Below are 24,308 nucleotides of genomic sequence, written 5' to 3'. Positions count from 1 at the left end.
ATACGCCTGCCGCGCACCCGTGACAATCTTTAGCCGGAATGCGGGACGACACGCCGTCTTTCGAGGCGGGGGCGCACGTGATATTCGCCCTTTCTCATTCAAGGACCTTGTTGACGCCCTTCATGCGCCAGGATTTCACCCGCCCGAGACTCGTTCTCGTCACGACACCGCTCGCGGCCACTGAAGCCGGGGTGGCGGCTCTGCGCGCGGCGCTCGGTGCAGGCGATGTCGCCAGCGTCATTCTCGATCCGGCGGGCCGAAGCGAAGCCGAGTTCCAGCCCTTCGCCGAAGAGATGGTCGCCGCCTGCCGCGATCACGAGGTGGCGGTGGTGGTCGCCGATGAAACGCGTGTCGCCGGCCGCGCGAAGGCCGACGGGATGCATCTGTCGTCGGGCGATATCGAGGAGCTTCGCGACACCGTGAAGCGCCTCGCGCCCCGCTCCATCGTCGGGGCGTCCGGGTTCGAAACGCGGCACGAGGCGCTGGAAGCGGGCGAGGCTCTGCCGGACTACCTGTTCTTCGGGCAACTCGGTGCCGACACCGCGCCCGGCGCGCGCGAAGAAGACATGGCGCTCGCCGAATGGTGGGCGGAGATCGTGGAAGTGCCCTGCATTCTCCTCGGCGGCGCGGATCTCGAAACCCTGCCCGAGGCGGTGCGCACCGGCGCGGAATTCGTCGCGCTGGCCTCGGCCGTCTTCGCCGATGCCGATCCGGCAAGCGTGGCGGCGAAGGTCTTGCGGGCGAACGAGATCATCGACGACGTGTCGAAGGCCATCGCGTCATGAAGCCAATCCTGCCGCTTCTTCTGGCCGTTCTTCTGGTGGGGCCGGCCCTCGCCGAAACCAAGAAGACGCCCGCGCCGCAGGCGGCTCCGGAGCGGCATGCGGCCAAGCCAGCGCCCGCCAAGGTCATCTCGCCGGACGACCGCGCTTATGGCGCGCTCCAGCGCGGATATTATCTGACCGCCCGTGATATCGCGCTGCCGCTCGCCAAGCTCGGCGACCCGATCGCTCAGACCCTTCTCGGCGAAATCTATTCGCGCGGCCTCGGCGTGCCGCGCAGCGACCCGGAGGCCGCGCATTGGTACGAGGCGGCCTCCAAGGCCGGCAATGCGGACGGGCAGTTCCGCTATGCCCTGATGCTGCTCGACGGCTCGGCGGGGCGCACGGATTCGGTGGCGGCGAGGGGCTTGATGAAATCCGCTGCCGATGCCGGCATCGCGCTCGCGCAGTATAATTACGGCCAGATGCTGATCGAAGCCTCGCCCAATAGCGGCTTCGGCGAGGCCTTGCCTTATTTCAGCAAGGCGGCGTCGGCGAGCGTTTCGGACGCGCAATATGCCATGTCGCAGATGTTCGCCTATGGGCGCGGCGGCTTGCAGGCCGATCCGGAAGAAGCGCGTGCCTACCTCGCGGCGGCCGCGCGCAACGGCCACATGCTGGCGCAGATCGAGCTCGGCATCTGGATGATCAACGGCCGGGGCGGGGCGAAGAATGTCGATCTCGGCGCGGGATGGCTGCGCCGCGCCGCCGCGCGCGGCAACCCGATCGCCATGAACCGGCTCGCCCATCTCTACAAGGACGGCATCGGCGTTCCCGCCAGCAAGGTCGAGGCGGGCAAGTGGTCGGTGCTGGCCAGACGCGCCGACAACGGCGACGCGACGCTGGACGAGTTCTTCCGCAAGCTCGACGACGACACCAAGAAGGCGGCGCTGGAAGCCGCCAACCGCTTCCGTCCGAGTTGAGGGGAGGCGCGCCGGGCCTTGATGCCACGGCGCAATTGTGGTTTTGACCGCCGCAACGCATCAAACCGCGCGCCCTGACCCTGCCTTGTCCGCAAGGCTCGGGAGGAGCCGACGCCGCCCTCCCTTCGTTCAACGATCCGTCGAACCCGACCGACGGATCGCCGTTATCTCGCAAAGGATCTTCATCATGGCCCGCTCGGCGCTTCTCAACGTCATGACGCAGGCCGCCACCAAGGCAGGCCGTTCCCTGACGCGCGACTTCGGCGAAGTGCAGAACCTCCAGGTCTCGATGAAGGGCCCGGCCGATTTCGTGTCGGCCGCCGACCGCAAGGCGGAAGAGGTCGTGTTCCAGGAGCTGTCGCGGGCCCGCCCCGACTGGGGCTTCCTGATGGAAGAGCGCGGCGCTGTGGAAGGTCGGGACCCCGAGCACCGCTGGATCGTCGATCCGCTCGACGGCACCACGAACTTCCTTCATGGCATTCCGCAATTCGCCGTGTCGATCGCGCTGGAGCGCGCGGGCGAGATCGTCGCTGGCGTCGTGTTCAACCCGGCGACGGACGAGCTCTTCACCGCCGAGCGCGGCGGCGGGGCCTTTTCCAACGATCGCCGGTTGCGCGTCGCGGGCCGCTCCAAGATGACCGAAGCGCTGATCGGCTGCGGCGCGCCCTTCCTCGGCCGGGGCGACCATGCGCGCTTCCTTTACGAGATGCGCAACATCATGGGCGGCAGCGCCGGCATCCGTCGCTTCGGCGCCGCCTCGCTCGATCTCGTGGCCGTGGCCGCCGGGCGCTTCGACGGCTTCTGGGAGCGGACCCTCGCGCCCTGGGACTGTGCGGCGGGTTCGATCATCGTGCGCGAAGCCGGCGGCATCGTCACGGGCATCGAGGGCGAGCGCTTCGACTTCATTTCCGGCGATATCGTTTGCGGCAACGAGTTGATCCACAAGCAACTCATCGAACAGTTGAAGAAGGCGGACGACGCCATCCGCATGACCAAGACGAGCGCCGCTTAACGACGTCCCCAACGCCCGGAGGCCGGGCGTTTCCTCAAGGCGCATTGTCGGATAATGTTTCGATGCTTCACGCGAAGTGCCGAAACATCGAGGCGTCATGCAGGTCTTCAATTCGCCGAACGACCGGATCAGGCCGGACGGTTACGCCGCCGGGCGACTGGGAAGCCCGATGGTCTTCTTCTGGTCGATGCTGGTGTTTCTCGGCCTTGTGGGCTTCGTGGCGCTGATCCTGTCGCGCCAGGTCCGCAGCGCCTTTATCACCAATCCGGGCCTCAACGGACTGATCGTCGGGGTTCTGGCGGTCGGCATCCTTCTGGCGCTCGGCCAGATCATCCGCCTCGCGCGCGAAGTGCGCTGGCTGAACGCCTTCCGCGAGGACGCGGCCAATTTCGACCGGATGCGCGATCCGGTGCTGCTGGCGCCGATGCGCGCGCTGATCGGCCGCCGCAGGCAGATCGCTCTTTCCACGACCTCCATGCGCGCCGTTCTCGATTCGGTGGCGACGCGCCTCGACGAGACGCGCGACATCGCCCGCTATCTCATCGGCCTTCTCGTGTTTCTGGGGCTTCTCGGCACCTTCTGGGGGCTTCTCGGCACGATCGGCTCCATCGGCTCGACCATCCAGGGCCTCGACCCGGCCGGCGGCGACGCGACGAGCGTTCTGAACGCCCTCAAGGCTGGTCTTTCCGCCCCGCTCGCCGGCATGGGCACGGCTTTCTCCTCCTCGCTCTTCGGCCTGTCCGGCTCGCTCGTCCTCGGCTTCCTCGACCTTCAGGTCGGGCGGGCGCAGAACCGCTTCTATACCGAGCTGGAAAACTGGCTGTCCTCCATCACCGATGTCGGATCGGACATGCTCCTGCCGCCGGCGGGCGTGCAGCCGGTGGTGCCGGTGGCCTCCGACAGCAGCCAGGAGATGCGGATCATCTCCGAGCGCCTGACGAAGCTCGTGCAGGACCAGTCGGCGAGCCCGCGCACCTCCGCTGCCATGGCGAGCCTTGCCGAAAGCATCCAGGGCCTCGTCCAGCACATGCGCTCCGAACAACAGCTCTTGCGCGATTTCGTGGAAGCGCAGGCGGTGGAGCAGCGTGAGTTGCGCGGCGTGCTCGACCGGCTCGCCCGCGTCGCGGATGCGAACACGCCGGGAGAATAACCATGGCGCTGTCCCGCAACCGTCGTTCCGAACGCACGATTGATTACTGGCCGGGGTTTGTCGACGCTCTATCGACGCTGCTTCTCGCCATCATGTTCCTTTTGTCGGTCTTCGTGATCGCGCAGTTCCTTCTCAGCCGCGAAGTCTCCGGCAAGGACGAGGTTCTGGATCGCTTGAATTCCCAGATCGCGGAACTGACGCAATTGCTGGCTCTGGAGCGTTCCACCGGCCAGGATTTCCAGGATCAGATTTCCGGGCTTCAGGCCTCGCTCCAATCGAGCGAGAGCGAGCGCTCGCGCCTTCAGGACGCCTTGAATTCGGGCTCGGGCGCGGCGGCGAGCGCCGAGGCCAAGGTCGGCGGACTTCAAGGCGAGCTTGCCACACAGACGCAGATCTCGCAGCGCGCGCAGGCGCAGATCGAGCTTCTGAACCAGCAGTTGACGGCGCTGCGCCAGCAGATCGCCGCCCTCGAAGACGCGCTCCAGGCATCTGAAAGCCGCGACCGCGAAAGCCAAACGAAGATTGCCGATCTCGGCAGCCGCTTGAACGTCGCCTTGGCGCAGCGCGTGCAGGAACTGGCGCGCTACCGGTCCGACTTCTTCGGCCGCTTGCGGGAGATCCTGGCGGATCGCGAGAACATCCGCATCGTCGGCGACCGCTTCGTGTTCCAGTCGGAGGTTCTGTTCCCGTCCGGCGGCGATCAGCTCCAGCCGGGCGGCCGGGAGGAGATGACGAAGCTCGCCGACGCCGCCAAGCAGCTCGCGCGCGAGATCCCGACCGACCTCAACTGGATCATTCGCGTCGACGGCCACACGGACAACGTGCCGATTTCTGGCGGGCGTTTCGCCGACAACTGGCAGCTTTCCTCGGCGCGCGCGGCGTCCGTGGTGCGTTTCCTCGTGGAACAGGGCGTGCCGGCCGAACATCTGGCGGCCGCCGGCTTCGGCGAATATCAGCCGCTCGACAATGCCGACACGCCGGAAGCGCACTCGCGCAACCGCCGCATTGAGTTGAAGCTGACGGAGCGCTGAAAGCCCTATTCGGCGGCGGTCGCCACCGCCGCCATGTCGAACTGCAGCCGGGCAAGGCGCGTATAGAGCGCGCCGCCGGACAGAAGCTCGGCATGGGTGCCCGATTCCACGATCCTCCCCCCGTCCATGACGAGAATGCGATCGGCCTTCAGGATCGTCGCCAGTCGATGCGCGATGACGATCGTGGTGCGCTGGCGCATGAGGCGGTCGAGCGCTTCCTGAACCAGAAGCTCGCTTTCGGCGTCGAGCGCCGAGGTCGCCTCGTCCAGAAGGAGAATCGGCGCGTTTCTGAGGATCGCGCGGGCGATGGCGATGCGCTGGCGCTGGCCGCCCGACAAAAGCATTCCGCGCTCGCCGATCATCGTGTCGTAGCCCTGCGGCAGGCGGCGCACGAACTCGTCGGCGAGAGCGGCCTTCGCCGCCGCTTCCACGCTCGCGCGCTCGGCATTCGGCGCGCCGAAAGCGATGTTGTCGGCAACGCTCGCGGCAAAGACCGTCACGTCCTGCGGCACGATCGCGATCCGATGGCGAAGTGTTTCCAGATCGGCGTGGCGAAGATCGACGCCGTCCACAATGATCTCGCCCGACAAAGGATCGTAGAAGCGCTCCAGAAGCCCGAAGACCGTCGATTTACCCGCGCCCGAGGGGCCGACGATGGCGACCGTCTCGCCGGGTTTCACCGTGAAGGACACCCGGTCGAGGATCGGCTGGTTGCCATGCGTCGGATAGGTGAAGACCACGTCGCGGAAGGTCACCGACCCGAGAGCCGGAACGGGGAGGGGCGTCGGGCGCGCCGATGAGGCGATCGCCGGGGTTTCGGCGAGGAGTTCGGTCAGGCGCTCCGTCGCGCCGGCGGCCTGCGTCAGCTCGCCCCAGACTTCCGACAGCGCGCCGAGCGAGCCGGCGGCGAACACGGCGTAGAGCAGGAACTGGCCGAGCGTGCCGGCGCTCATCGTGCCTTCCGCCACCCGATGCGCGCCGACCCAAAGAACGGCGACCACGGAGGAGAAGACGAGAAGGATCGCGACCGCCGTCAAAAGGGCGCGCTGTACGGTGGAACGGCGGGACGCTTCGAAGGCGGTATCGACCGCTTGCCCGAACCGCCCGGCGGCGAAGCCTTCGCTGGTGAAGGACTGGACGGTGCGCACCGCGCCGATGGCCTCGCTCGCATAGGCGTTGGCATGGGCGAGCATGTCCTGCGCGAAGCGCGAGCGCCGGCGCACGGAGCGGCCGAAGGCGACGAGCGGCAGGACGATCAAAGGCAGCGCCAGGATCACGATGGCCGACAGGCCGGGGCTGGTCCAGGCCATCATCGCCAGCGCCCCCAGGCAGAGAATCACGTTGCGCAGCGCGATGGAGGCGGTCGGCCCGACGGCGGACTTGATCTGCGCCGTGTCGGCTGTGAGGCGCGACGCGATCTCGCCCGATAGCGTGCGGTCGTAGAAGGACGGCGACAGGCGCATCACATGGGCGAAGACGTCGCGCCGGAGATCGGACACCAACCGCTCGCCGAAGGTGATGACGAAATAATAGCGCGCGGCGCTCGCGAAGGCAAGAATCACGGCCAGCACCAGAAGCATGCCGAAATAAGCGTCGAGCAGCCCGGTATCGCCGCTCTGGAAGCCATGGTCGATCACGCGGCGCACGGCGATGGGCAGGGACAGCGTCGTCAGCGCCGCCAGCGTCAGGCTGATCAGCGCGCCGGTGATGCGTGGCTTCTGCGCGGCGAAGTAGGGGGCGAGCTGCTTCAAAGGGCCGAGGGTGCGCCGTGAGGCGCTGTCGCCCGTTTCAGCTTTCCGTTTTGCCATATCGTCTCCGGGATCGTCGGCCACGGCGGGCGCCGCCGGACCTGCCCGCCTTGTGCGTTCGAGGCCGATCATGTAAAGGCTCGCCCGACACTTTGAAAGCGACCGCGCGGTTTTGCCCCCGGAGCCCTTCGTTCCGGCGGAGCTTCCAGCATCCTCGCACCGAACGAACGGACCTATCGATGAAGGCGAACATCCATCCCGACTACCACACGATCACGGTCGTGATGACGGACGGCAGCGAGTACCAGACCCGTTCGACCTGGGGCAAGGAAGGCGATCGCCTGAACCTCGACATCGACCCCTCCACGCACCCGGCCTGGACCGGCGGCAGCCAGCAGCTCATGGATCGCGGCGGCCGCGTGTCGCGCTTCAAGAAGCGCTACGAAGGCCTCGGCATCTAAGACCGTTCCAAGCGGTTGGAAACACGAAAGCCCGGCAATGCCGGGCTTTTTTGTTGCTGCTTGACGACCGCCGAGGGGAAACAAAAAACCCGGCGAGGATGCCGGGCTTCTTCGGGTCTCAGGCGCGGAAGGCGGTCTTCAAGAGGTTGAGCTGCTCGGCCACTGGGTTTGCCGAGGTCTCGCGATCCTCGTCCGTCGCGCCGCCGTAGATTTCGCGGTCCAGCATCGCGATCCGCCGCTCCAGCTTCATCACGCGGTCCACGAGATCGCGGAAGGCTTCGGGGAGCTCGGGAAAATGCACCGATTCCTGACTGCTGCCGATGCCTTCGAGCTTCACCTTGCTTTTTTCAGCTTCGACCTGCGCGCGGGACATATCGCCCTGGTTGGCGGCGCGCTGGAGAAGGAGCCAGGAGGCGATCTGCATGAGCCGTGTCGTCAACCGCATCGATTCGGCGGCGTAGAGTGTCGCCGCCTGACGTGACAGCACCTTGGATTCCAAGCGACCCGCACCGTCGAGATAAACGGCGGTCTCGTCCACCAACGTCATTCCGTCGTTGAACAAGGGCTGAAACGAGCGTGAGAACGCCAGATGCTCGGCTAGCCTGATGGGCTGGTCTCGCTCGTCCGATTCCACTTTTTGACTCGTCATGATTTCTTGCGGCTTTCGGGAACGCGACATTCAACGCCGTGTCTGCCCGCATCGTTCCGAAGCAAGGCAATATAGGCGCGACTAGGTTGGCGTTCCGCGACGGCTTTGGCAAGGAGGCTTGCGCGAAGCTGGTTAACCCCGAAGAGCCTACGCAAAAAGAAGCCGTACCCCGAGGATACGGCTCATGAGGCGCAACAGGGAGACACGGTGGAAACCACAATGCCTAGCCAGCGAACCGGCTGTCCTCAGCTTTAGGAGAACGAGGTTGACGATCCCTTAACGGGCCTTGAACGCGGCAGAATTGGGCTACCTCCCGAGGGGATCGAACTGATGAGGCGGGCTACAGTGGAACTTGCGCGGGAAATGACGGCAATCGTGCTGAACGGTTTCGGCGGCCCGGAGGTGCTGACCCCGCGCCAGATGCCGGTGCCGGTGCCGAAATCCGGCGAGATCCTGATCGAAGTCGCAGCGGCGGGCGTCAACCGGCCGGACGTTCTCCAGCGCCTCGGCGCCTACCCGCCGCCGCAAGGCGCGCCGGACTGGCCGGGTCTCGAGGTTTCCGGCCGGGTCGTGGCGAGGGGGGAGGGAGCGGAGCGCTTCGCTGTCGGCGATCTCGTGATGGCGCTTCTGCCGGGGGGCGGCTACGCGGACTATGCGACGGTCGCAGAGGGCAGCGTCATGCCGGTGCCCGAAGGGCTCGATCTCGCTTCGGCCGCCGCCTTTCCCGAAACCTTCTTCACCGTTTGGCACAATGTCTTCCAGCGCGGCGCGTTGAAGGAGAGCGAGACCTTGCTCGTTCATGGCGGCACGTCCGGCATCGGCACCACGGCGATCCAGCTCGCCAAGGCCTTCGGCGCGCGCGTGGCGGTCACCGTCGGCAGCGCCGACAAGGTGGAGGCGGCGCGTCGCCTCGGCGTCGACCATATCTACAACTACCGCACCGAGGATTTCGTCGAGGGACTGCGCGAAGCGACGAGCGGGCACGGCGCGGACGTCATCCTCGACATGGTCGGCGGCGACTACGTTTCGCGCAACCTCGCCGTCGCGGCCGAAAGCGGACGCATTGTGCAGATCGCCTTTCTGCGCGGCAAGACAGCCGAGATCGACCTTTCGCTGATCATGCAGAAACGCTTGACGCTGACCGGCTCGACCCTTCGCGCTCAAAGCCTCGCCTACAAGGCGGCCATCGCCCGCGAGATCGAGGAGAAGGTCTTGCCCTTCGCCGTGTCGGGGCAGGCGCGGCCCATCATCGAGGCGAGCTATCCGTTGACTGAAGCAGCCGAGGCCCATCGCCATCTCGACGAGGACCATGTGGGCAAGATCGTCCTCAAAACGAAGTTCTTCCCCATGGAATAAGAGCCGGGGACGAAACCTCCGGGCGGAGGATGGGCGAGGGATTTTCGTCCGAGGACGAGGAGCGAAGCGCAGTCGATGCTGGCGGCATCGGCGAGCATTCGTGACGACGTCATCGGTGGAAAGACCCGGCCAGCCGACCCCAGGAGGGTTCGTCCCCGGCTTTAAAAGGTGCGGCCACCGTATTCCTTGCGGAAAGAGCCATCTATTCGTATAAAACTCGTATCCCCGCATTTGTGGTGAACTGCCACCGCCCGCTTCCGCAAGGAGGGGGCTCGACAAAGGATCGTATTCATGGCCGAGCAGCTTCTCATGCCGAAGGCGACGGCCGTCTGGCTTGTGGACAATACGTCCCTGTCCTTCGAACAGATCGCCGATTTCTGCACCATGCATCCCCTTGAAGTGAAGGCCATCGCGGACGGCGAGTCGGCGCAGGGCATCAAGGGTCTCGACCCGACGCTGACCGGCCAGCTTTCGCGCGACGAGATCAAGCGCGCCGAGAACGACGAGAAGCACAAGCTGAAGCTTTCGCCGCCGAAGGTGCGCGTGCCGGAAGCCAAGCAGAAGGGCCCGCGCTACACGCCGGTTTCCAAGCGCCAGGACCGGCCGAACGCCATTCTCTGGCTGGTGCGCAACCATCCCGAGCTGAAGGACGTGCAGGTGTCGCGCCTCGTCGGCACGACCAAGAACACCATCCAGCAGATCCGCGACCGCACTCACTGGAATTCGGCCAATCTCCAGCCGATGGACCCGGTGACGCTCGGCCTTTGTTCGCAGATCGACCTCGACATCGAGATCGAGAAGGCGTCGCGCGGCATCGTGCGCTCGGCCGAGGAAGTGGCGGAGGAGGAGCGTCTCCTGTCCGCCGCCCAGACCCAGAACTATCGCCCGCGCGAGCGTGGCGAGGACGAGGAACTGGACGCGGCGGCGGTCTTCGCCAAGCTGTCCTCCATGAAGCGCACGACCCCCGACGACGAGGAAGAAGAGCGCTACTGATCTAACGCTTCAAGGGGCGGCGGCTCAGCCGTTGCCCCTGAATTCCGGATAAAGCGTCATCGCCCCGTCCACGAAGATCGTCTGGCCGACCACGTAGTCGGATGCGTCGGAAGCGAGCCACGCGACGGCGCGGCCGACATCCTCCGGGTCGCCGACGCGGCCATAGGGGATGAGGCGCATCATGCCCTCCAGGTTGTGCGCCCGCTCCTCGGCGTTGATCGCGGTGGCGATCGCGCCCGGCGCAACGGAGTTGACGCGGATCTTCTCCACCGAAACCTCCTGCGCCAAAGACTGCATCAGCATGTGGATGCCGCCTTTCGACGCCGCGTAGTTGACGTGGAAGGCCCAGGCGATGATCTGGTGCACGGAGGAATTGAAGATCAGCTTGCCCCGCGCGCGGCTGACATCCTCCCGCAAGCCCTTCTTGCGGAAATGCTTGATGGCCTCCCGCCCGATCAGGAAGGCGCCCGTCAGGTTGACGCCGATCACCGCGTTCCAGTCGTCCAGCGTCATATCGCCGATCTTGGCGTCCTTCTGGCGGCCGGCATTGGAAAACACGATGTCGATCGGCCCGAGCTTGGCCTCCGATTCGGCGAAAAGGCGAAGGACGTCCTCTTCCTTCGAGATGTCGGCCTGGATGGCGACGGCGCGGCGTCCAAGGGCTTCCACCTTGGCGACCGTGTCCGCCGCGTCGTCATGCGAGTCGCGATGGTTGACGACGATATCCGCGCCGGCCCGCGCCAGTTCGATGGCGGCAGCCTCGCCGATGCCCGTCGATGCGCCGGTGACGATGGCGCATTGGCCGGTCAAATCAATGCCGTGAGAGATAGTCATCGATGTCCTCGATGTTTTGGTACTGAACGTTGTCGGGATCGGTGTGGTGGCCTGTCAGGGAGCGATCGAGCCAGACGGCCGCCGAGATCAGCGACAGGTGGGTCAAGGCCTGCGGGAAGTTGCCGAGATGGTCGCCCGTCGTGGACAGTTCTTCCGAATAAAGGCCGAGATGGTTGGCATAGGCGTGCAGCTTCTCGAACATGAAGCGGGCTTCCGACACGAAGCCGCTGCGCGCCAGCGCCTCGACATACCAGAAGGAGCAGGTGGTGAAGGCGCCCTCCTGGCCGCTGAGACCGTCCGAATTCTCGTCGAGATTCTTGTAGCGCTGGACGAGGCAATCGTGGACGAGCTCGCGCCGCACGACCTTCAGGGTCGAGATCCATTTGGGGTCGCGCGGATTGATGAAGCGCACGAGCGGCATCAGGAGAACCACGGCGTCGAGGCCGCGCGCGCCCTTGTATTGCGTGAAGGCGCCGACCTCCTCGTTCCAGAACTCGTTGAGAAGCGACTTCTGGATTTTGTCGCGCTCGGTGCGCCAGCGCACGATGTCGCCGGAGAGCGATTCCATCGCAGCCATGCGCTGCCCCCGGTCGAGGGCGACCCAGCACATGAGGCGCGAGGACAGGTACTCGCGCGGCTCGCCCCGGCTTTCCCAGATGCCCATGTCGGGCTGGCGCCAGTTCTCGGCCAGCCAGTCCATCAGGCCCTCGATCTTTTCCCACACGTGGTAGGGCGGTTTGCCGCGAGCCTTGGACGAGATGTAGAGCGCGTCCATCAGCTCGCCGTAGATGTCCATCTGCGTCTGCGTATAGGCGGCGTTGCCGATGCGCACGGGCTGCGAGCCCTTGAAGCCACTCAAGTGGTCGAGCGTGGTTTCGGTGAGTTCCTTCCGGCCGTCCATGCCGTACATGATCTGCATCCGGTCAGCGTCGTTCTCGATCGCGTGCCGCATCAGGAACTGGACGAAGGCGGTGGTCTCGTCGTGATAGCCGAGCCGCGACAGGGAATAGAGGGTGAAGGCCGCATCGCGCACCCAGCAGAAACGGTAATCCCAGTTCCGCTCGCCGCCGACCTCTTCCGGCAGGCCGAAGGTGGCCGCCGCCGCGATCGAGCCGTGCTTGGCCGAGGTCAGGAGTTTCAGGGTCAGCGCCGAGCGCACCACCAGCTCGCGCCAATAGGTGGGATATTGGCCGGACGCGACCCAGCGATGCCAGAAGCCGCGCGTTTCCACAAAGCTCTGCTTGACGTAGTCCGCGTCGACGCTCGATGTCGCCCGGCCCGAGCAGAAGGCCACATGGCGCGGATCGTCCTCGCCGAGCGTCACCTGCCCAAGGATGGTGTCGCCTTCGATGCGAAGGGGAATGTCGGAATGGATATAGGCGGTATGCGCCTTGCCATCCTCTTCCCAATGGATCGACACGCCACCCTTGACGGGGTTCAGATGCACCTTGGCGAGCCCGTAGCGCGGGCGTGGAAGCACCGCGACGGAGAAGGTGACGTTGCCGCGAATGACGCGCGCGGTGCGCAGGATGCGGCCCGATCCGTCGAGCGGCATGAAGTCGGCGATCTCGCCGATCCCGTTGTCGCCGAGAAAGCGGGTGATCAGAATGTTCGTGTCCGGCAGATAGATCTGCCGGTGCTTCATGTCGGCCCCGTCCTCCACGCCGAAATGGAAGTAGCCGCCCTTCTCGGCGTCAAGCAGCGATGCGAAGAGGGTCGGGGAGTCCACCTCGGGGTGGCAAAAGAAGTCGATCGTCCCGTTCTGTGCCACGAGGGCCAGCGTGCGCATGTCGCCGATGACGCCGTGATTTGCTATCGGGTGCTGCTCCGGAGCGAAACCGGCTTTCGAATCGGTCATGAAACGTGTCGCAACTGCCAAGGGGAAGGCTGGCGTCTCCGTGCCGGCCATGCGACGCAAGATTGCCCGCGATGCGATAAAGTAAAGACGCGGCCTCTTGCGGAGCCGGTCCCGGCAGGGCTTGGTCAAACAGGGCTGAGAATGGGAGGCCGATCATGTCACAACCCGCCATGAGCGCGATGGAGCGGAGCCTTCGGCGGGCGCTCGAGGCCGGCGACGCGGTCGATCCGAGCTTTCGCGAATCGATCTACTCGGCTTCCGAGCGCGCGCTCGAGCGGATGCTCGACGGCAAGGCGATGGAGGAAGCCGCCGCCAACGCGCAGCGCGCGCGCCTTGCCGAAACCATCAACCGCATCGAGGACGAGTTCTACGAGCGCCAAACGGCCGCCGGCCTCGCGGCCGATGGTCCGGCGCAGTACGACCCCGAAATTTCGCTCGATCCGGCCTATGCCGACGCCCACGGCTATGCCGCGCACGGCGCCGACCACCCTTCCAATCCCCGCCCCATGCGGCCGGCGGCCGACGAGGACGAGGAGGAAGAAGAGTTTTCGCTGACCCCGGTCTTCGATGGCGGCGAACAAGAGCATCCCGCGATCGCCATGGCCGCGTCCTCGCCGGGCGCGAGCGCGGTGGAGGAGCCGGTGCGGCCTTCCGCCCGCGCCCGCGCCGACGAAGCCATGCGCGACGAGACGCGGCAGAGCGGCCGTTACATTCGACGCATCGTTCTGATCGGTCTCCTGGCGCTCCTCGTCATCGCCGGCCTCGCTTGGTTCGTTTCCGGCCGCGAGGGGAGCGGCGCGGCGACGGGCGAGACCTCGGCCATCGAGCTCTTCGACGGCCGGCGCCTCGATGCGCTGTCGACGCCGAACGGCGGACGGATGGAAGCGCTCGAAGTCGCCGACGGGCAGCAGGCCGCCGTGCGCTTCACGCCGGCGGGCGCGGGTTCGGTGATGGCGGTCGCCATGGGGCCGGGCGTCGTGTCCGATGTCGGCGGGCGTCCCGTGCGCATCGAGATCGTCGCCGGGTCGCCCGACGGCGCCGCGCGCTCCTTTTCCGTGCGCTGCCTCGTGGACGGGACCGATCGTTGCGGCGAACAGGTCTTCACCACCGCCCGGCGCAACGAAAGCTTCGCTTTTGATATGACGATTCCGGAAGCAGCTTCGGCCGGCCGCTTCGAGATCGCCCCCGTTCCCCCGGATGGGCGGGAGGATCTCGATCTCTTCGGCGTGCGGCTGCAAAGCCAGCCTTCCTGATCCGCGGCAGCGAGCCTTTTCATGTCACAGTCCGAGCCCGGCGCGGGCGCTGACGAGGCGAAGCGCGGCTTTCGACAACTGCCGATCGGGCGGGCGATCGCCGCGGCCGTTCTCGGTCCCGCGCTTCTGGCGTTCCTCCAGCCCGCTTCGCCGTGGGTGGCTCTTGCCGTCGCGCTTCTATGCGCTGCCCTTTGTCTCGTTCCCGCCCCCCATGCCGGCAAGGCGAAAAAGGAGGAGGCGAGCGCGCGGGGAGGGGAGGCCAGCCTGCCTCCGGTGGCCGGAGCGGTTCTCGACGCCTTCCCGGAACCCGTCGTCGCGATCGACCGGCATCTTCACGTGCGCCACGCCAATCCGGTCGCGACCCGCAACTTCGGCGAATTTTCGGTCGGCGAAGCGATTGCGCTTCGCTTCCGTTCGCCGGAATTCCTGTCGGCGCTGGAGATCGCGGTCGGCACGGACGGGGGCGGCAAGGCGACCTTGGTGGAAGGGCGCTCGTCGGGCCGCGTTTGGGCCGTGGATGTCGCGCCTCTTGCGGTGGCACAGGGCCAGACCGTGCCCTTGTTTCTTTTGATCCTGCACGATCGCTCGGCGGAGCGCCGCATCGACCGGATGCGCACGGATTTCGTGGCCAATGCCAGCCACGAGTTGAGGACACCGCTCGCTTCGCTCATCGGTTTCATCGAAACCCTGCAAGGTCCGGCCCGCGAGGACAAGGTCGCCCGCGAGCGGTTTCTGGCGATCATGCGCGAACAGGCCGCTCGCATGTCGCGGCTGATCGACGATCTCCTGTCCTTGTCGCAGCTCGAGATGAAGCGACCGCCCCCGCCCGGCCGCACGGTGGATCTCGCCGAGCTTCTGGAAGACGTTCAGGGCTCCCTCGCGCCGATGATCGAGGACAGCGGGCTCGCCATCGAAACGGATTTCGCGGCGGGCGACCATGTGGTCGACGGCGACCGGGACGAGTTGCTGCAGGTCTTCTCCAACCTTCTGGAGAACGCCCTGAAATACGGGGCGAGCGGCGGGCGCGTGGTTCTGTCCCTCGCAACCGATGCGGAGGACCCGAACTCGGTTCGCGCGACGGTGCGCGATTTCGGGCGCGGCATCGCCGCCGAGCATGTGCCGCGACTGACGGAACGGTTCTACCGGGTGGACGTCGAATCCTCGCGCACGCAGCGGGGAACGGGGCTTGGACTTGCCATCGTGCGCAACATCCTGGCACGCCACGGGGCGCGACTCGCCATCTGGTCGGAGCCGGGGCAGGGATCGGCCTTTTCGGCGATTCTTCGCAAGAGGAAAAAGACCGATAGGGAACAGCAGGTTAGGCTGTCATAAATGCGTAGTCACTTTGTCATAGATGTTTGATCCAAAGCCGGTACTTCCCGGTCGAAAGCCCGATCACCGAGAGTGAAAGCATCGGGGCTCGAAGCGCAACGCGCCAAGGAGACGCATTCATGACCATCCGCACCATCGCCGGCCTCGCCGTCGGCACGGCGGTCGCCCTCGTCGGTTCGGCGTATGCGCAGAGCGCGCGGCCGGTCCATGTCGCCGGTTCCTCGACCGTTCTTCCCTACGCCCAGATCGTCGCCGAGAATTTCGGCGAGGCCTATCCGTCCTTCCCGACCCCGATCGTCGAGTCCGGCGGCACGGGCGCCGGCCTCAAGCAGTTCTGCTCGGGCGTCGGCCCGGACACGCTGTCGGTCGCCAACGCGTCGCGCCCGATCAGCGCCGACGAGAAGAAGACCTGCACGGATAACGGCGTTACCGACGTTCAGGAAGTCAAGTTCGGCTATGACGGCATCGTCTTCGCCACCGACGCCGGCGGCCCGGACTGGAAGCTGACCCCTGATCTCGTGTTCAAGGCGCTCGCCGCCAAGGTCGTCGCGGACGGCAAGGTCATCGACAACCCGGCCAAGACCTGGAAGGACGTCGACGCTTCGCTCCCCGCCTGGCCGATCAACGCCTATATCCCGGGCGAAAAGCACGGCACCCGCGAAGTCTTCGAGACCAAGCTCCTGGAAGCCGGCTGCAAGGGCACCGGCGCGATGGACGGCTTCACAGCGTCCGGCATGGACAAGAAGGCCGCCACCTCGCAGTGCCATGCGGTGCGCAAGGACGGCTCGGCTGTCGACATCGACGGCGATTATTCCGAAACGCTGGCCCGCATCAATTCCAACAAGCAGGGCGTCGGCGTGTTCGGTCTCGCCTTCTACGAGCAGAACCAGGACAAGCTGAAGGTCGCCACCGTCAACGACGTCGTGCCCTCCGTCGAGACGATCTCCACCGGCAAGTATCCGGTGTCGCGTCCGCTCTACTTCTACGTGAAGAAGGCCCATCTCGACGTCGTCCCCGGTCTCAAGGACTACGCCGACTTCTTCCTGTCCGAGCAGATGATCGGCCCCGAGGGCCCGCTCGCCCAGTACGGTCTCGTTCCCGCCCCCGATGCCGAGCGCGAAAGCTACCGCGCCGACTTCGACGCCGGCAAGACCATGTAATTCATTCGGCCGGCGCACCCTCGCGCCGGCCGTTTCCTTCGCCGGGTCGCATCCTCACGAGGCGTCCGGGCGAGGATGAAACTGGATATCGGCCGTTCCGCCAAAGGGAGTGGGCGATGATCCTTCGCAATGGCGTCTTCCATTCGTTTCGCCTGTCCGCGCTCCGGCGTCGTCAGGTTCCGGTGGAAATCATCAACCCGTCCATTCGAGGCCCGCTTTCGTGTCGGCATTCGCGATCATCGCGCTCATCCTTCTGATCGGTTTCGTCGGCTGGCTGGCCGGCGCCCATCGCGCGTCGCAGCTCGTCCGAAAGGAAGAGGGTGCGGCCCCCAAGCTTCATTCGCGCTCCGTTTATCACGGGGCCTTCGTGTTCTCCCTGGCCGTCGTGCCGGCGCTGATCGTGCTCTTCGTCGGTCTGGCCGTGGCCCCGGCCTATGTCGCATCGAGCGTCAGGTCGAGCTTCCCGACGGAAGCGCTGGACGCCAACGGCGCCGTGTCGCCCTTGTCCTACGAGCTCGTGTCGCAGCTCGGCCGCAACCTCCGGCTTCTTTCCGCCGAGGAACAGGCGGCGGCCCATTCCATGTCGCTCGGCGATCTTCAGCCGATCTTCCAGCGCCGGGGCATTCCGATCGCGCAGGGCATCCAGCCCTACATGCTGCCGATCGCCCTTCGCGCCGACGATCTGCAGAACAGCCTTTGGCTCGGCATCGCCGCGATCTCGCTCGCCATCGCCGTTGCCGGCGCCTTCTTCGGCCTCAGCCGGATCGCGGTGCGCTTCCGGGCGAGAAACCGCGTGGAAGGCATCGTTCGCGGCGCGCTGATCCTTTGCTCGATGATCGCGATCCTCACGACGATCGGCATCATCCTGTCGATGTTGTTCGAGACGATCGACTTCTTCGGCCGCGTTTCGCCGAGTTCGTTCTTCTTCGGCACGGTCTGGGACCCGCGCTTCGCGGCGGCCGGATCGGGCGGGGCGCAGGGCCAGTTCGGCCTGATCCCGCTTCTCGCCGGCACGATCTATATCGCCGCCGTCGCCATGCTCTTCGCGGTGCCGACCGGCCTTCTGTCGGCCATCTACATGGCCGAATACGCCGATCGCCGGGTGCGCTCGGTGGTGAAGCCCCTGCTGGAAGTCCTGGCCGGCATCCCGACCATCGTCTACGGATTCTTCGCCCTTATCACGGTGGGCCCGTTCCTCCGCGATATCTCGGCTGAGATTTCGGGGCTCGCGACCGGCAACTACGTGCCTTTCATCCAGGCGCAGAGCATCCTGACCGCCGGTCTCGTGATGGGCGTGATGCTGATCCCCTTCGTGTCTTCCTTGTCGGACGACGTGATCACCGCGGTTCCCCGCTCGCTTCGCGACGGTTCGCTCGGGCTCGGCGCGACGCAGTCGGAAACCATCAAGAAGGTGGTGCTGCCGGCGGCGCTTCCGGGCATCGTCAGCGCCATTCTTCTGACCGCCTCGCGCGCCATCGGCGAAACCATGATCGTGGTTCTCGCGGCCGGCGTCGCGGCGCGGTTGACGATCAATCCGCTGGAAGCCATGACCACCGTCACGGTGAAGATCGTCAATCAGCTCACCGGCGACCTTGAATTCAATTCGCCGCAGACGCTGGTGGCCTTCGCCCTCGGCATCACTCTTTTCGCCATCACACTCCTTCTGAACATCGTGGCCCTGTATATCGTGCGCAAGTATCGGGAGCAGTACGAATGACCGATGCAAGCATCCAAGCCGGCGCGGTCAGCGCTTCTCCCGCCAGCCGCCGGGACATCGGCCTTCGCAAGCGCTACGCCGCCGAACGCCGCTTCCGGATCTACGGCATCCTGGCCATCGCCATCGGTCTTCTGTTCCTCGTCGCGCTCCTTTGGAGCGTCGTGTCCAAGGGCTACACCGCCTTCTGGCAGACCGAGATCCGCCTGCCGGTGAGTTTCGCGCAGTCGGTGATCGACCCGAAGAATACCGGCGGCAAGGACGAGCGCGCCCTGACCACGGCGAACTATCCCAAGCTCGCCCAGGACGCGATCGTCGCCACGCTCGGCATCGCGCCGACCGACCGCGCGGCCGTTCGCGACGCGGTGGAACTCGTCAGCCAGGGCGTGCGCGCCGAGTTGCGCAATGTCGTCACCTCGGACCTCACCGTGATCGGCCAGACGCGCGAGATCTGGCTTCCCGCTTCCAGCGAGGTCGACAGCGCCGTGAAGGGGCAGTTCGACCTGACGGTCGAGGAAAGCCGCCGGCCGTTGAACGATCGCCAGATCGGCTGGATCGAGCAGCTTCGGGACAAGGGCGTTCTTCAGCAGCGCTTCAACTGGGGCATCGTCACCAACGGCGCATCGAGCCGCGCCGAAAGCGCCGGCGTCGGCGTCGCGATGATCGGCTCCCTGACCATGATGCTGATCGTTCTGGTTCTGGCGCTGCCGATCGGCGTCGCGGCCTCCATCTATCTGGAAGAGTTCGCGCCCAAGAACCGGCTGACGGATCTCATCGAGGTCAACATCAACAACCTCGCGGCCGTGCCGTCGATCGTCTACGGTCTTCTCGGCCTCGCGGTCTTCGTGAACTGGTTCGGGCTGCCGCGCTCGGCGGCGCTGGTTGGTGGTCTCGTCCTGACCCTGATGACCCTGCCGACGATCATCATCGCCACCCGCGCGGCGCTGAAGGCGGTGCCGCCCTCCATCCGCGCGGCGGCTTTGGGGCTCGGCGCCTCCAAGATGCAGATGGTGTTCCATCATGTCTTACCGCTGGCGGTGCCGGGCATCCTGACGGGCACGATCATCGGCCTCGCCCACGCCCTCGGCGAAACTGCGCCCCTGCTTCTCATCGGCATGGTCGCCTTCGTGGCGAACTATCCCGCGACGCCGCTCGATCCCTCCACCGCGCTGCCCGTCCAGATCTATATGTGGGCGAACGAGGCGGAGCGCGCCTTCGTGGAGCGCACGTCGGGCGCCATCATCATCCTTCTCGTGTTTCTCGCGTTGATGAACCTGTCGGCCGTGTTTCTGCGCCGCCGGTTCGAGCGCCGCTGGTAATGGATAAAGTCATCCCCATGCTGCAAAACGCTTCCTCCATCGTTCCGACGACCGCCGGCACGGCTCCGAAGCCTGCCCAGCCTCTCAAGATGCGTGGGCAGGACGTCACCGTCCATTACGGGCCCAAGAGGGCGCTGCACGGCGTTTCCCTCGATGTCCAGGAAAAGCAGGTCACCGCGCTGATCGGGCCGTCTGGCTGCGGCAAGTCCACCTTCCTGCGCTGCCTCAACCGCATGAACGACACGATCGACGGCACCAAGGTCGGCGGCAAGATCACCCTCGACAACGAGGACATCTACGATCCGGCCATCGACGTCGTGGAACTTCGCGCTCGCGTCGGCATGGTGTTCCAGAAGCCCAATCCGTTTCCCAAATCGATCTTCGACAACGTGGCCTACGGGCCTCGCATCCACGGCCTCGCCCGCTCGAAGTCGGATCTGGAAGAGATCGTCGTCACCAGCCTGAAGCGCGCCGGCCTGTTCGAAGAGATCAAGGATCGCTTGAACGAGCCCGGAACGGGATTGTCGGGCGGCCAGCAGCAGCGCCTTTGCATCGCCCGCGCCATCGCCGTGTCGCCGGAAGTCATCCTGATGGACGAGCCCTGTTCGGCGCTCGACCCGATCGCGACCGCCCGCGTCGAGGAACTCATCGACGAGTTGAAGCGCGCTTATACGATCGTGATCGTGACCCATTCGATGCAGCAGGCCGCCCGCGTCAGCCAGGTCACGGCCATGTTCCATCTCGGCAACGTGGTGGAGGTCGGGCCGACCGAAAAGATGTTCCAGAATCCCGACGACAAGCGGACTCAGGACTACATCACCGGCCGCTTCGGCTGATCGCGGCGCCGCTTGAGGAGGACACCATGGACGAGCATATCGTAACGTCCTACGATCAGGAATTGAAGACCATCGTCCGCCGCATCTCCGAGATGGGCGGGCAGGCGGAGAGCATGGTGGAGCGGGCGGTGAACGCCCTGACCCGAAGCGATGCGAGCCTCGCTCACGCGGTGATCGCCGACGACGCCGTTCTCGACGCCGCCCAGCGCGAACTGGACGAGCGCGCCATCCTGACCATCGCCAAGCGCCAGCCCATGGCGCAGGACCTGCGCGAGATCATCGGGGCAATCCGCATCTCAAGCGATCTCGAACGCATCGGCGATCTCGGCAAGAACATCGCCAAGCGCGTCGTCGCGGTGACGGAGCATCAGCAGCCGTTGCAGCTCGTGCGCGGTATCGAGCACCTGTCGGACCTCGCGCTGGAACAGCTTAAGGACGTGCTCGACTCCTACGCCACGCGAGACCATCGCCGCGCCGAGTCGATCCGCGCACGCGACGAGGAAATCGACGCGATGTATACGTCGATCTTCCGCGAACTCCTGACCTACATGATGGAAGACCCGCGCAATATCAGCGCCTGCACCCATCTCCTGTTCAGCGCCAAGAACATCGAGCGCATCGGCGACCACGCCACCAACATCGCCGAGACGATCTACTACATCAAGACGGGCCAGCAGATGGGGATCGACCGTCCGAAGGACGACCGCACCTCGACCATGACGCTGCCTGTCGAGAACGGCGGCAAGCCGGCCTCGGACATCGGAGCCTGATCGCATGGCCGCAAGGATCGCGGTGGTGGAGGACGAGGAAGCTCTGTCCATCCTCCTGCGCTACAACCTGGAAAGCGAAGGCTATGTCGTCGACACGGTGATGCGCGGCGACGAGGCGGATATCCGATTGAAGGAGGAGATTCCCGATCTCCTGATCCTCGACTGGATGCTGCCGGGCCTTTCGGGCGTCGAGCTTTGCCGGCGCATCCGCATGAGGCCGGAAACGCAGGACCTGCCGATCATCATGCTGACGGCGCGCGGCGAGGAATCGGAGCGCGTGCGGGGCCTGTCGGTCGGCGCCGACGATTACGTGGTGAAGCCCTTCTCCGCGCCCGAACTGATGGCGCGGGTGCGGGCGATGCTGCGACGCGCCAAGCCGGAGCGCATCTCCGGCCGGTTGGCGGCGGGCGACATCGCGCTCGACCGGCAGTCGCATCGCGTGCATCGCGCCGGCCGCGAGATCCGGCTCGGGCCGACGGAGTTCCGGCTGCTCGAATTCCTGATGCAGTCGCCGGGCCGGGTCTTCTCGCGCGAACAGCTTCTGGACGGCGTCTGGGGACGCGACGTTTATGTGGACGAGCGCACGGTGGACGTTCATGTCGGGCGCCTGCGCAAGGCGATCAACCGGGGCCGGGAGCGCGATCCGATCCGCACGGTGCGAGGCGCGGGCTATTCTTTCGACGAGACGTTCCAGACGAACCGCTCGCCCAAGAGCGCGTCCGTTCCCGCCTGAGGGGAGCGGCCGGCCTCTGCTCGGCGGGGCAGCCGGAACCTTATCAATCGCATGAAAAAGGCGGCCTCGCGGGCCGCCTTTGTCGTTTTCGCCAATCCGGCGTCGATGCCGCTTCAGCGCACGCGGCGGCGCTCGGAAGCCGGCTGAAAGGCGATCCGGGCGTGATACTGGCAATAAGGCGAGGACTCGTCCGAATGATTGCCGCAGAAGCGGAAGTCGGGTGAGAGCGGGTCGCCGAGCGGCCATTTGCAGGTCCGCTCCGTGAGCTGGACCAGCGTCAGGTTCCGGGAAATGGGCACCACCTCGCCGGGGCCGCGCGGCATCTCGACGACGGGGCTGAGATCGACCTCTTCCGGTTCTTCCATCTTGAACGCCGTCGCTCCCTGAACTCCACCGCCGCGCATGACGCTGCGCATGCTGGTCTGGATCTGTACGATCTGCGCCGTCGCGATCTCGACGCTTTCCTCCACTTCGACGACTTCCACCACGGGAAGCCGCACGGGTTCGGCGACGCCGGCGATCTTCAGCCGGGTTTCCAGCTTGAGGCGATGGACTTTGCCGATCACGGCATTGCGCGTCACACCGCCGAGTTGGCTCGCGATCTGGCTGGCGCTGAGGCCTTCGCCCCACAACTTGGCCAGAAGTTCGACGCGCTCGTCGGTCCAGCTCATATAAAGCTCCTATCGAGGCGGAACATGCGCAGCAACTTTCGCCCTCACTCGGCAGGAGTTCCGGAGGGCTACTAAATCTATTGCTGTACCAGGGTCCGCCGCACGAAATCTAGTATATAAAGAAATCTAGCCCATCGCTGGACTCTGTGACAAGAGCAGACAAGGTTCGCGAAAGGCACCAAATCGGCTTTTCCCCAGCTTGTCGCTCGCCTTGCGGGTTCGAACGACGCTGGTTTTGCAACGTGGCGCGAAGTGTTCGCGCGGCTTCGCGTTGACAATACGAAGCTCGCGCGTTGTATAGACGAGCGCGCGTGCGGCGCACACTGCCCGTGCGAATGCGATATCCGGCCGTGACTCCAGCCTGCCCGATGGCAGGCTTTTGGTGTTTCCGGTGCCGGCGCTCCACCCGAAGGCGTTCGGCATTCGCCGTCGGCGCCTTCATGTCCGCTTATCCTCGATGTGAGTCTTGCAATGTCCGCGGCCTCCGAAACCTCGTCGCCTCTCTACGGAACCTACGCTCGGGCAGATGTGCGTTTCGAGCGAGGCGAGGGTGTCTGGTTGGTGGCGGAGGACGGGCGCCGATACATGGATTTCGCCGGCGGCGTCGCGGTGTCCTCGCTCGGCCACGGCCACCCGCATCTGGTGGAAGCCCTTAAAAGCCAGGCCGAGAAGCTCTGGCACGTTTCCAACCTCTACGAGATTCCGGGACAGCAGAGGCTCGGCGAGCGGCTGACGGCGGCGACTTTCGCCGACAAGGCCTTCTTCACCAATTCCGGCGCCGAAGCGCTGGAATGCGCGATCAAGACCGCGCGCCGCTATCATTACGCCAAGGGCAACCCCGAGCGGTTCCGCATCGTCACCTTCGACGGTGCCTTTCACGGGCGCACGCTGGCGACCATCGCAGCGGGCGGGCAGCCGAAATATCTGGAAGGCTTCGGCCCCAAGGTCGAAGGTTTCGATCAAGTGCCGTTCGGTGATTGGGAGGCGCTGAACGCCGCCATCAAGCCGGAAACGGCCGCGCTTCTGATCGAGCCGATCCAGGGCGAGGGCGGCATCCGTGTCGTGCCGCGCGAAATGATGCGCCGCCTGCGCGAGATCTGCGACCGCGAGGGCATCCTTCTCGTGCTCGACGAGGTGCAGTCCGGCACGGGCCGGTCGGGCCGTCTTTTCGCGCATGAATGGTCGGAAATCCGGCCGGACATCATGGCGGTCGCCAAGGGCATCGGCGGCGGCTTTCCGCTCGGCGTCTGCCTTGCGACGGCGGAAGCCGCGTCCGGCATGACGGTCGGCTCGCACGGCACGACCTATGGCGGCAATCCGCTGGCCATGGCGGTCGGCAACGCGGTTCTCGATGTCGTTCTGGAAGAAGGCTTCCTGGAGAACGTGCGCGACCGCTCGCTTCAAATCAAGCAGGCGCTGGCGAGCGTTCTCGACCGCTATCCGGATGTCGTGTCCGAGATTCGTGGCGAAGGTCTGCTTCTCGGCGTGAAGGCCGTCGTGCCGAACGGTGCGCTGATCGCGGAAATGCGCCGTCACGGCATTCTCGGCGTTCCGGCGGGCGACAACGTCGTGCGCCTACTGCCGCCTCTCGTGATCACGGCCGACGAAGTGCGCGAGGGAATGGAGCGGCTGGAAGCCGCCGTTGCCGCCATGTCCGCATCCAACACCGCCAAGGCGGGCTGAG

22 protein-coding genes are annotated in these 24,308 nt (G+C 65.6%); 17 read left to right on the top strand and 5 right to left on the bottom strand.

The window, feature by feature from the left end:
• Positions 1-110 precede the first annotated feature (110 nt).
• The 5 genes from F9929_RS18595 (at position 111) to F9929_RS18575 (ending at position 4,937) form a co-directional block, all read left to right on the top strand.
• The gene (locus tag F9929_RS18595; RefSeq protein ID WP_235919421.1) at positions 111-785 is read left to right on the top strand and encodes a thiamine phosphate synthase; all 675 of its coding nucleotides are present in this window, start codon (positions 111-113) and stop codon (positions 783-785) included.
• Positions 782-1,744 (top strand): tetratricopeptide repeat protein, encoded by a 963-nt coding sequence (locus tag F9929_RS18590; protein ID WP_152048050.1) that lies wholly within the window; start codon positions 782-784, stop codon positions 1,742-1,744. The genes F9929_RS18595 and F9929_RS18590 overlap by 4 nt, the downstream gene beginning before the upstream one ends.
• 187 nt (positions 1,745-1,931) lie before the next feature.
• The gene (locus F9929_RS18585; RefSeq protein WP_152048049.1) at positions 1,932-2,756 is read left to right on the top strand and encodes an inositol monophosphatase family protein; all 825 of its coding nucleotides are present in this window, start codon (positions 1,932-1,934) and stop codon (positions 2,754-2,756) included.
• Between the two features lie 97 nt (positions 2,757-2,853).
• Positions 2,854-3,906 (top strand): MotA/TolQ/ExbB proton channel family protein, encoded by a 1,053-nt coding sequence (locus F9929_RS18580; protein WP_152048048.1) that lies wholly within the window; start codon positions 2,854-2,856, stop codon positions 3,904-3,906.
• A 2-nt stretch (positions 3,907-3,908) separates the two neighbouring features.
• The gene (locus tag F9929_RS18575) at positions 3,909-4,937 is read left to right on the top strand and encodes a peptidoglycan -binding protein (protein WP_152048047.1); all 1,029 of its coding nucleotides are present in this window, start codon (positions 3,909-3,911) and stop codon (positions 4,935-4,937) included.
• Between the two features lie 5 nt (positions 4,938-4,942).
• Here the strand turns inward: F9929_RS18575 and F9929_RS18570 are convergent, their stop codons facing one another.
• On the bottom strand, positions 4,943-6,745 hold the full coding sequence (locus F9929_RS18570; protein ID WP_152048046.1) for an ABC transporter transmembrane domain-containing protein: 1,803 nt from the start codon (positions 6,743-6,745) through the stop codon (positions 4,943-4,945).
• A 179-nt stretch (positions 6,746-6,924) separates the two neighbouring features.
• Here F9929_RS18570 and rpmE point away from each other — a divergent pair, with 179 nt between their 5' ends.
• A complete protein-coding gene (gene rpmE, locus F9929_RS18565) occupies positions 6,925-7,146 on the top strand; it encodes a 50S ribosomal protein L31 (RefSeq protein WP_152048045.1) in 222 nt (73 codons plus the stop codon).
• 118 nt (positions 7,147-7,264) lie between these two features.
• On the opposite strand, the gene rcdA is transcribed toward rpmE, so the two are convergent.
• Positions 7,265-7,795, bottom strand: coding sequence for a protease adaptor protein RcdA (gene rcdA, locus F9929_RS18560; protein ID WP_152048044.1), 531 nt, complete (start codon positions 7,793-7,795; stop codon positions 7,265-7,267).
• A 330-nt stretch (positions 7,796-8,125) separates the two neighbouring features.
• Between rcdA and F9929_RS18555 the strand changes: the two genes are divergently transcribed.
• A complete protein-coding gene (locus F9929_RS18555; protein WP_152048043.1) occupies positions 8,126-9,151 on the top strand; it encodes an NAD(P)H-quinone oxidoreductase in 1,026 nt (341 codons plus the stop codon).
• Between the two features lie 291 nt (positions 9,152-9,442).
• Positions 9,443-10,144: a DUF1013 domain-containing protein gene (locus F9929_RS18550; protein ID WP_152048042.1), complete on the top strand. Its 702-nt coding sequence runs from the start codon at positions 9,443-9,445 to the stop codon at positions 10,142-10,144.
• 24 nt (positions 10,145-10,168) lie between these two features.
• On the opposite strand, the gene F9929_RS18545 is transcribed toward F9929_RS18550, so the two are convergent.
• Positions 10,169-10,978 (bottom strand): SDR family oxidoreductase, encoded by an 810-nt coding sequence (locus F9929_RS18545; RefSeq protein ID WP_152048041.1) that lies wholly within the window; start codon positions 10,976-10,978, stop codon positions 10,169-10,171.
• On the bottom strand, positions 10,956-12,836 hold the full coding sequence (locus F9929_RS18540; RefSeq protein ID WP_235919420.1) for a glycoside hydrolase family 15 protein: 1,881 nt from the start codon (positions 12,834-12,836) through the stop codon (positions 10,956-10,958). The genes F9929_RS18545 and F9929_RS18540 overlap by 23 nt, the downstream gene beginning before the upstream one ends.
• 155 nt (positions 12,837-12,991) lie before the next feature.
• On the opposite strand from F9929_RS18540, the gene F9929_RS18535 reads away from it, so the two are divergent.
• The 8 genes from F9929_RS18535 (at position 12,992) to phoB (ending at position 21,953) form a co-directional block, all read left to right on the top strand.
• Positions 12,992-14,089: a hypothetical protein gene (locus tag F9929_RS18535; RefSeq protein WP_152048040.1), complete on the top strand. Its 1,098-nt coding sequence runs from the start codon at positions 12,992-12,994 to the stop codon at positions 14,087-14,089.
• A 21-nt stretch (positions 14,090-14,110) separates the two neighbouring features.
• Complete coding sequence (locus F9929_RS18530) at positions 14,111-15,421, top strand: ATP-binding protein (RefSeq protein ID WP_152048039.1); 1,311 nt, start codon at positions 14,111-14,113, stop codon at positions 15,419-15,421.
• Positions 15,422-15,540: 119 nt separating this feature from the next.
• On the top strand, positions 15,541-16,581 hold the full coding sequence (locus F9929_RS18525) for a substrate-binding domain-containing protein (protein ID WP_152048038.1): 1,041 nt from the start codon (positions 15,541-15,543) through the stop codon (positions 16,579-16,581).
• Positions 16,582-16,801: 220 nt separating this feature from the next.
• The gene (pstC, locus tag F9929_RS18520; protein ID WP_152048037.1) at positions 16,802-18,298 is read left to right on the top strand and encodes a phosphate ABC transporter permease subunit PstC; all 1,497 of its coding nucleotides are present in this window, start codon (positions 16,802-16,804) and stop codon (positions 18,296-18,298) included.
• Entirely contained in the window at positions 18,295-19,614 is a 1,320-nt protein-coding gene (pstA, locus tag F9929_RS18515) for a phosphate ABC transporter permease PstA (protein ID WP_152048036.1), read from the top strand. Before pstC ends, pstA begins: the two co-directional genes overlap by 4 nt.
• Positions 19,615-19,631: 17 nt before the next feature.
• A complete protein-coding gene (gene pstB / locus F9929_RS18510) occupies positions 19,632-20,450 on the top strand; it encodes a phosphate ABC transporter ATP-binding protein PstB (RefSeq protein WP_152048117.1) in 819 nt (272 codons plus the stop codon).
• A 26-nt stretch (positions 20,451-20,476) separates the two neighbouring features.
• A complete protein-coding gene (gene phoU, locus F9929_RS18505) occupies positions 20,477-21,220 on the top strand; it encodes a phosphate signaling complex protein PhoU (RefSeq protein WP_152048035.1) in 744 nt (247 codons plus the stop codon).
• A gap of 4 nt (positions 21,221-21,224) precedes the next feature.
• Complete coding sequence (gene phoB, locus F9929_RS18500) at positions 21,225-21,953, top strand: phosphate regulon transcriptional regulator PhoB (RefSeq protein WP_152048034.1); 729 nt, start codon at positions 21,225-21,227, stop codon at positions 21,951-21,953.
• A gap of 113 nt (positions 21,954-22,066) precedes the next feature.
• On the opposite strand, the gene F9929_RS18495 is transcribed toward phoB, so the two are convergent.
• A complete protein-coding gene (locus F9929_RS18495; RefSeq protein WP_152048033.1) occupies positions 22,067-22,624 on the bottom strand; it encodes a GcrA family cell cycle regulator in 558 nt (185 codons plus the stop codon).
• A gap of 471 nt (positions 22,625-23,095) precedes the next feature.
• On the opposite strand from F9929_RS18495, the gene F9929_RS18490 reads away from it, so the two are divergent.
• Entirely contained in the window at positions 23,096-24,307 is a 1,212-nt protein-coding gene (locus F9929_RS18490) for an aspartate aminotransferase family protein (RefSeq protein WP_152048032.1), read from the top strand.
• Position 24,308: the final 1 nt, after the last annotated feature.

This window comes from Aureimonas psammosilenae, assembly GCF_009176975.1.
Lineage (GTDB): Bacteria > Pseudomonadota > Alphaproteobacteria > Rhizobiales > Rhizobiaceae > Plantimonas > Plantimonas psammosilenae.
Note: the sequence above shows the minus strand (reverse complement) of the source record. Positions and strands in the feature narration are given on the sequence as shown.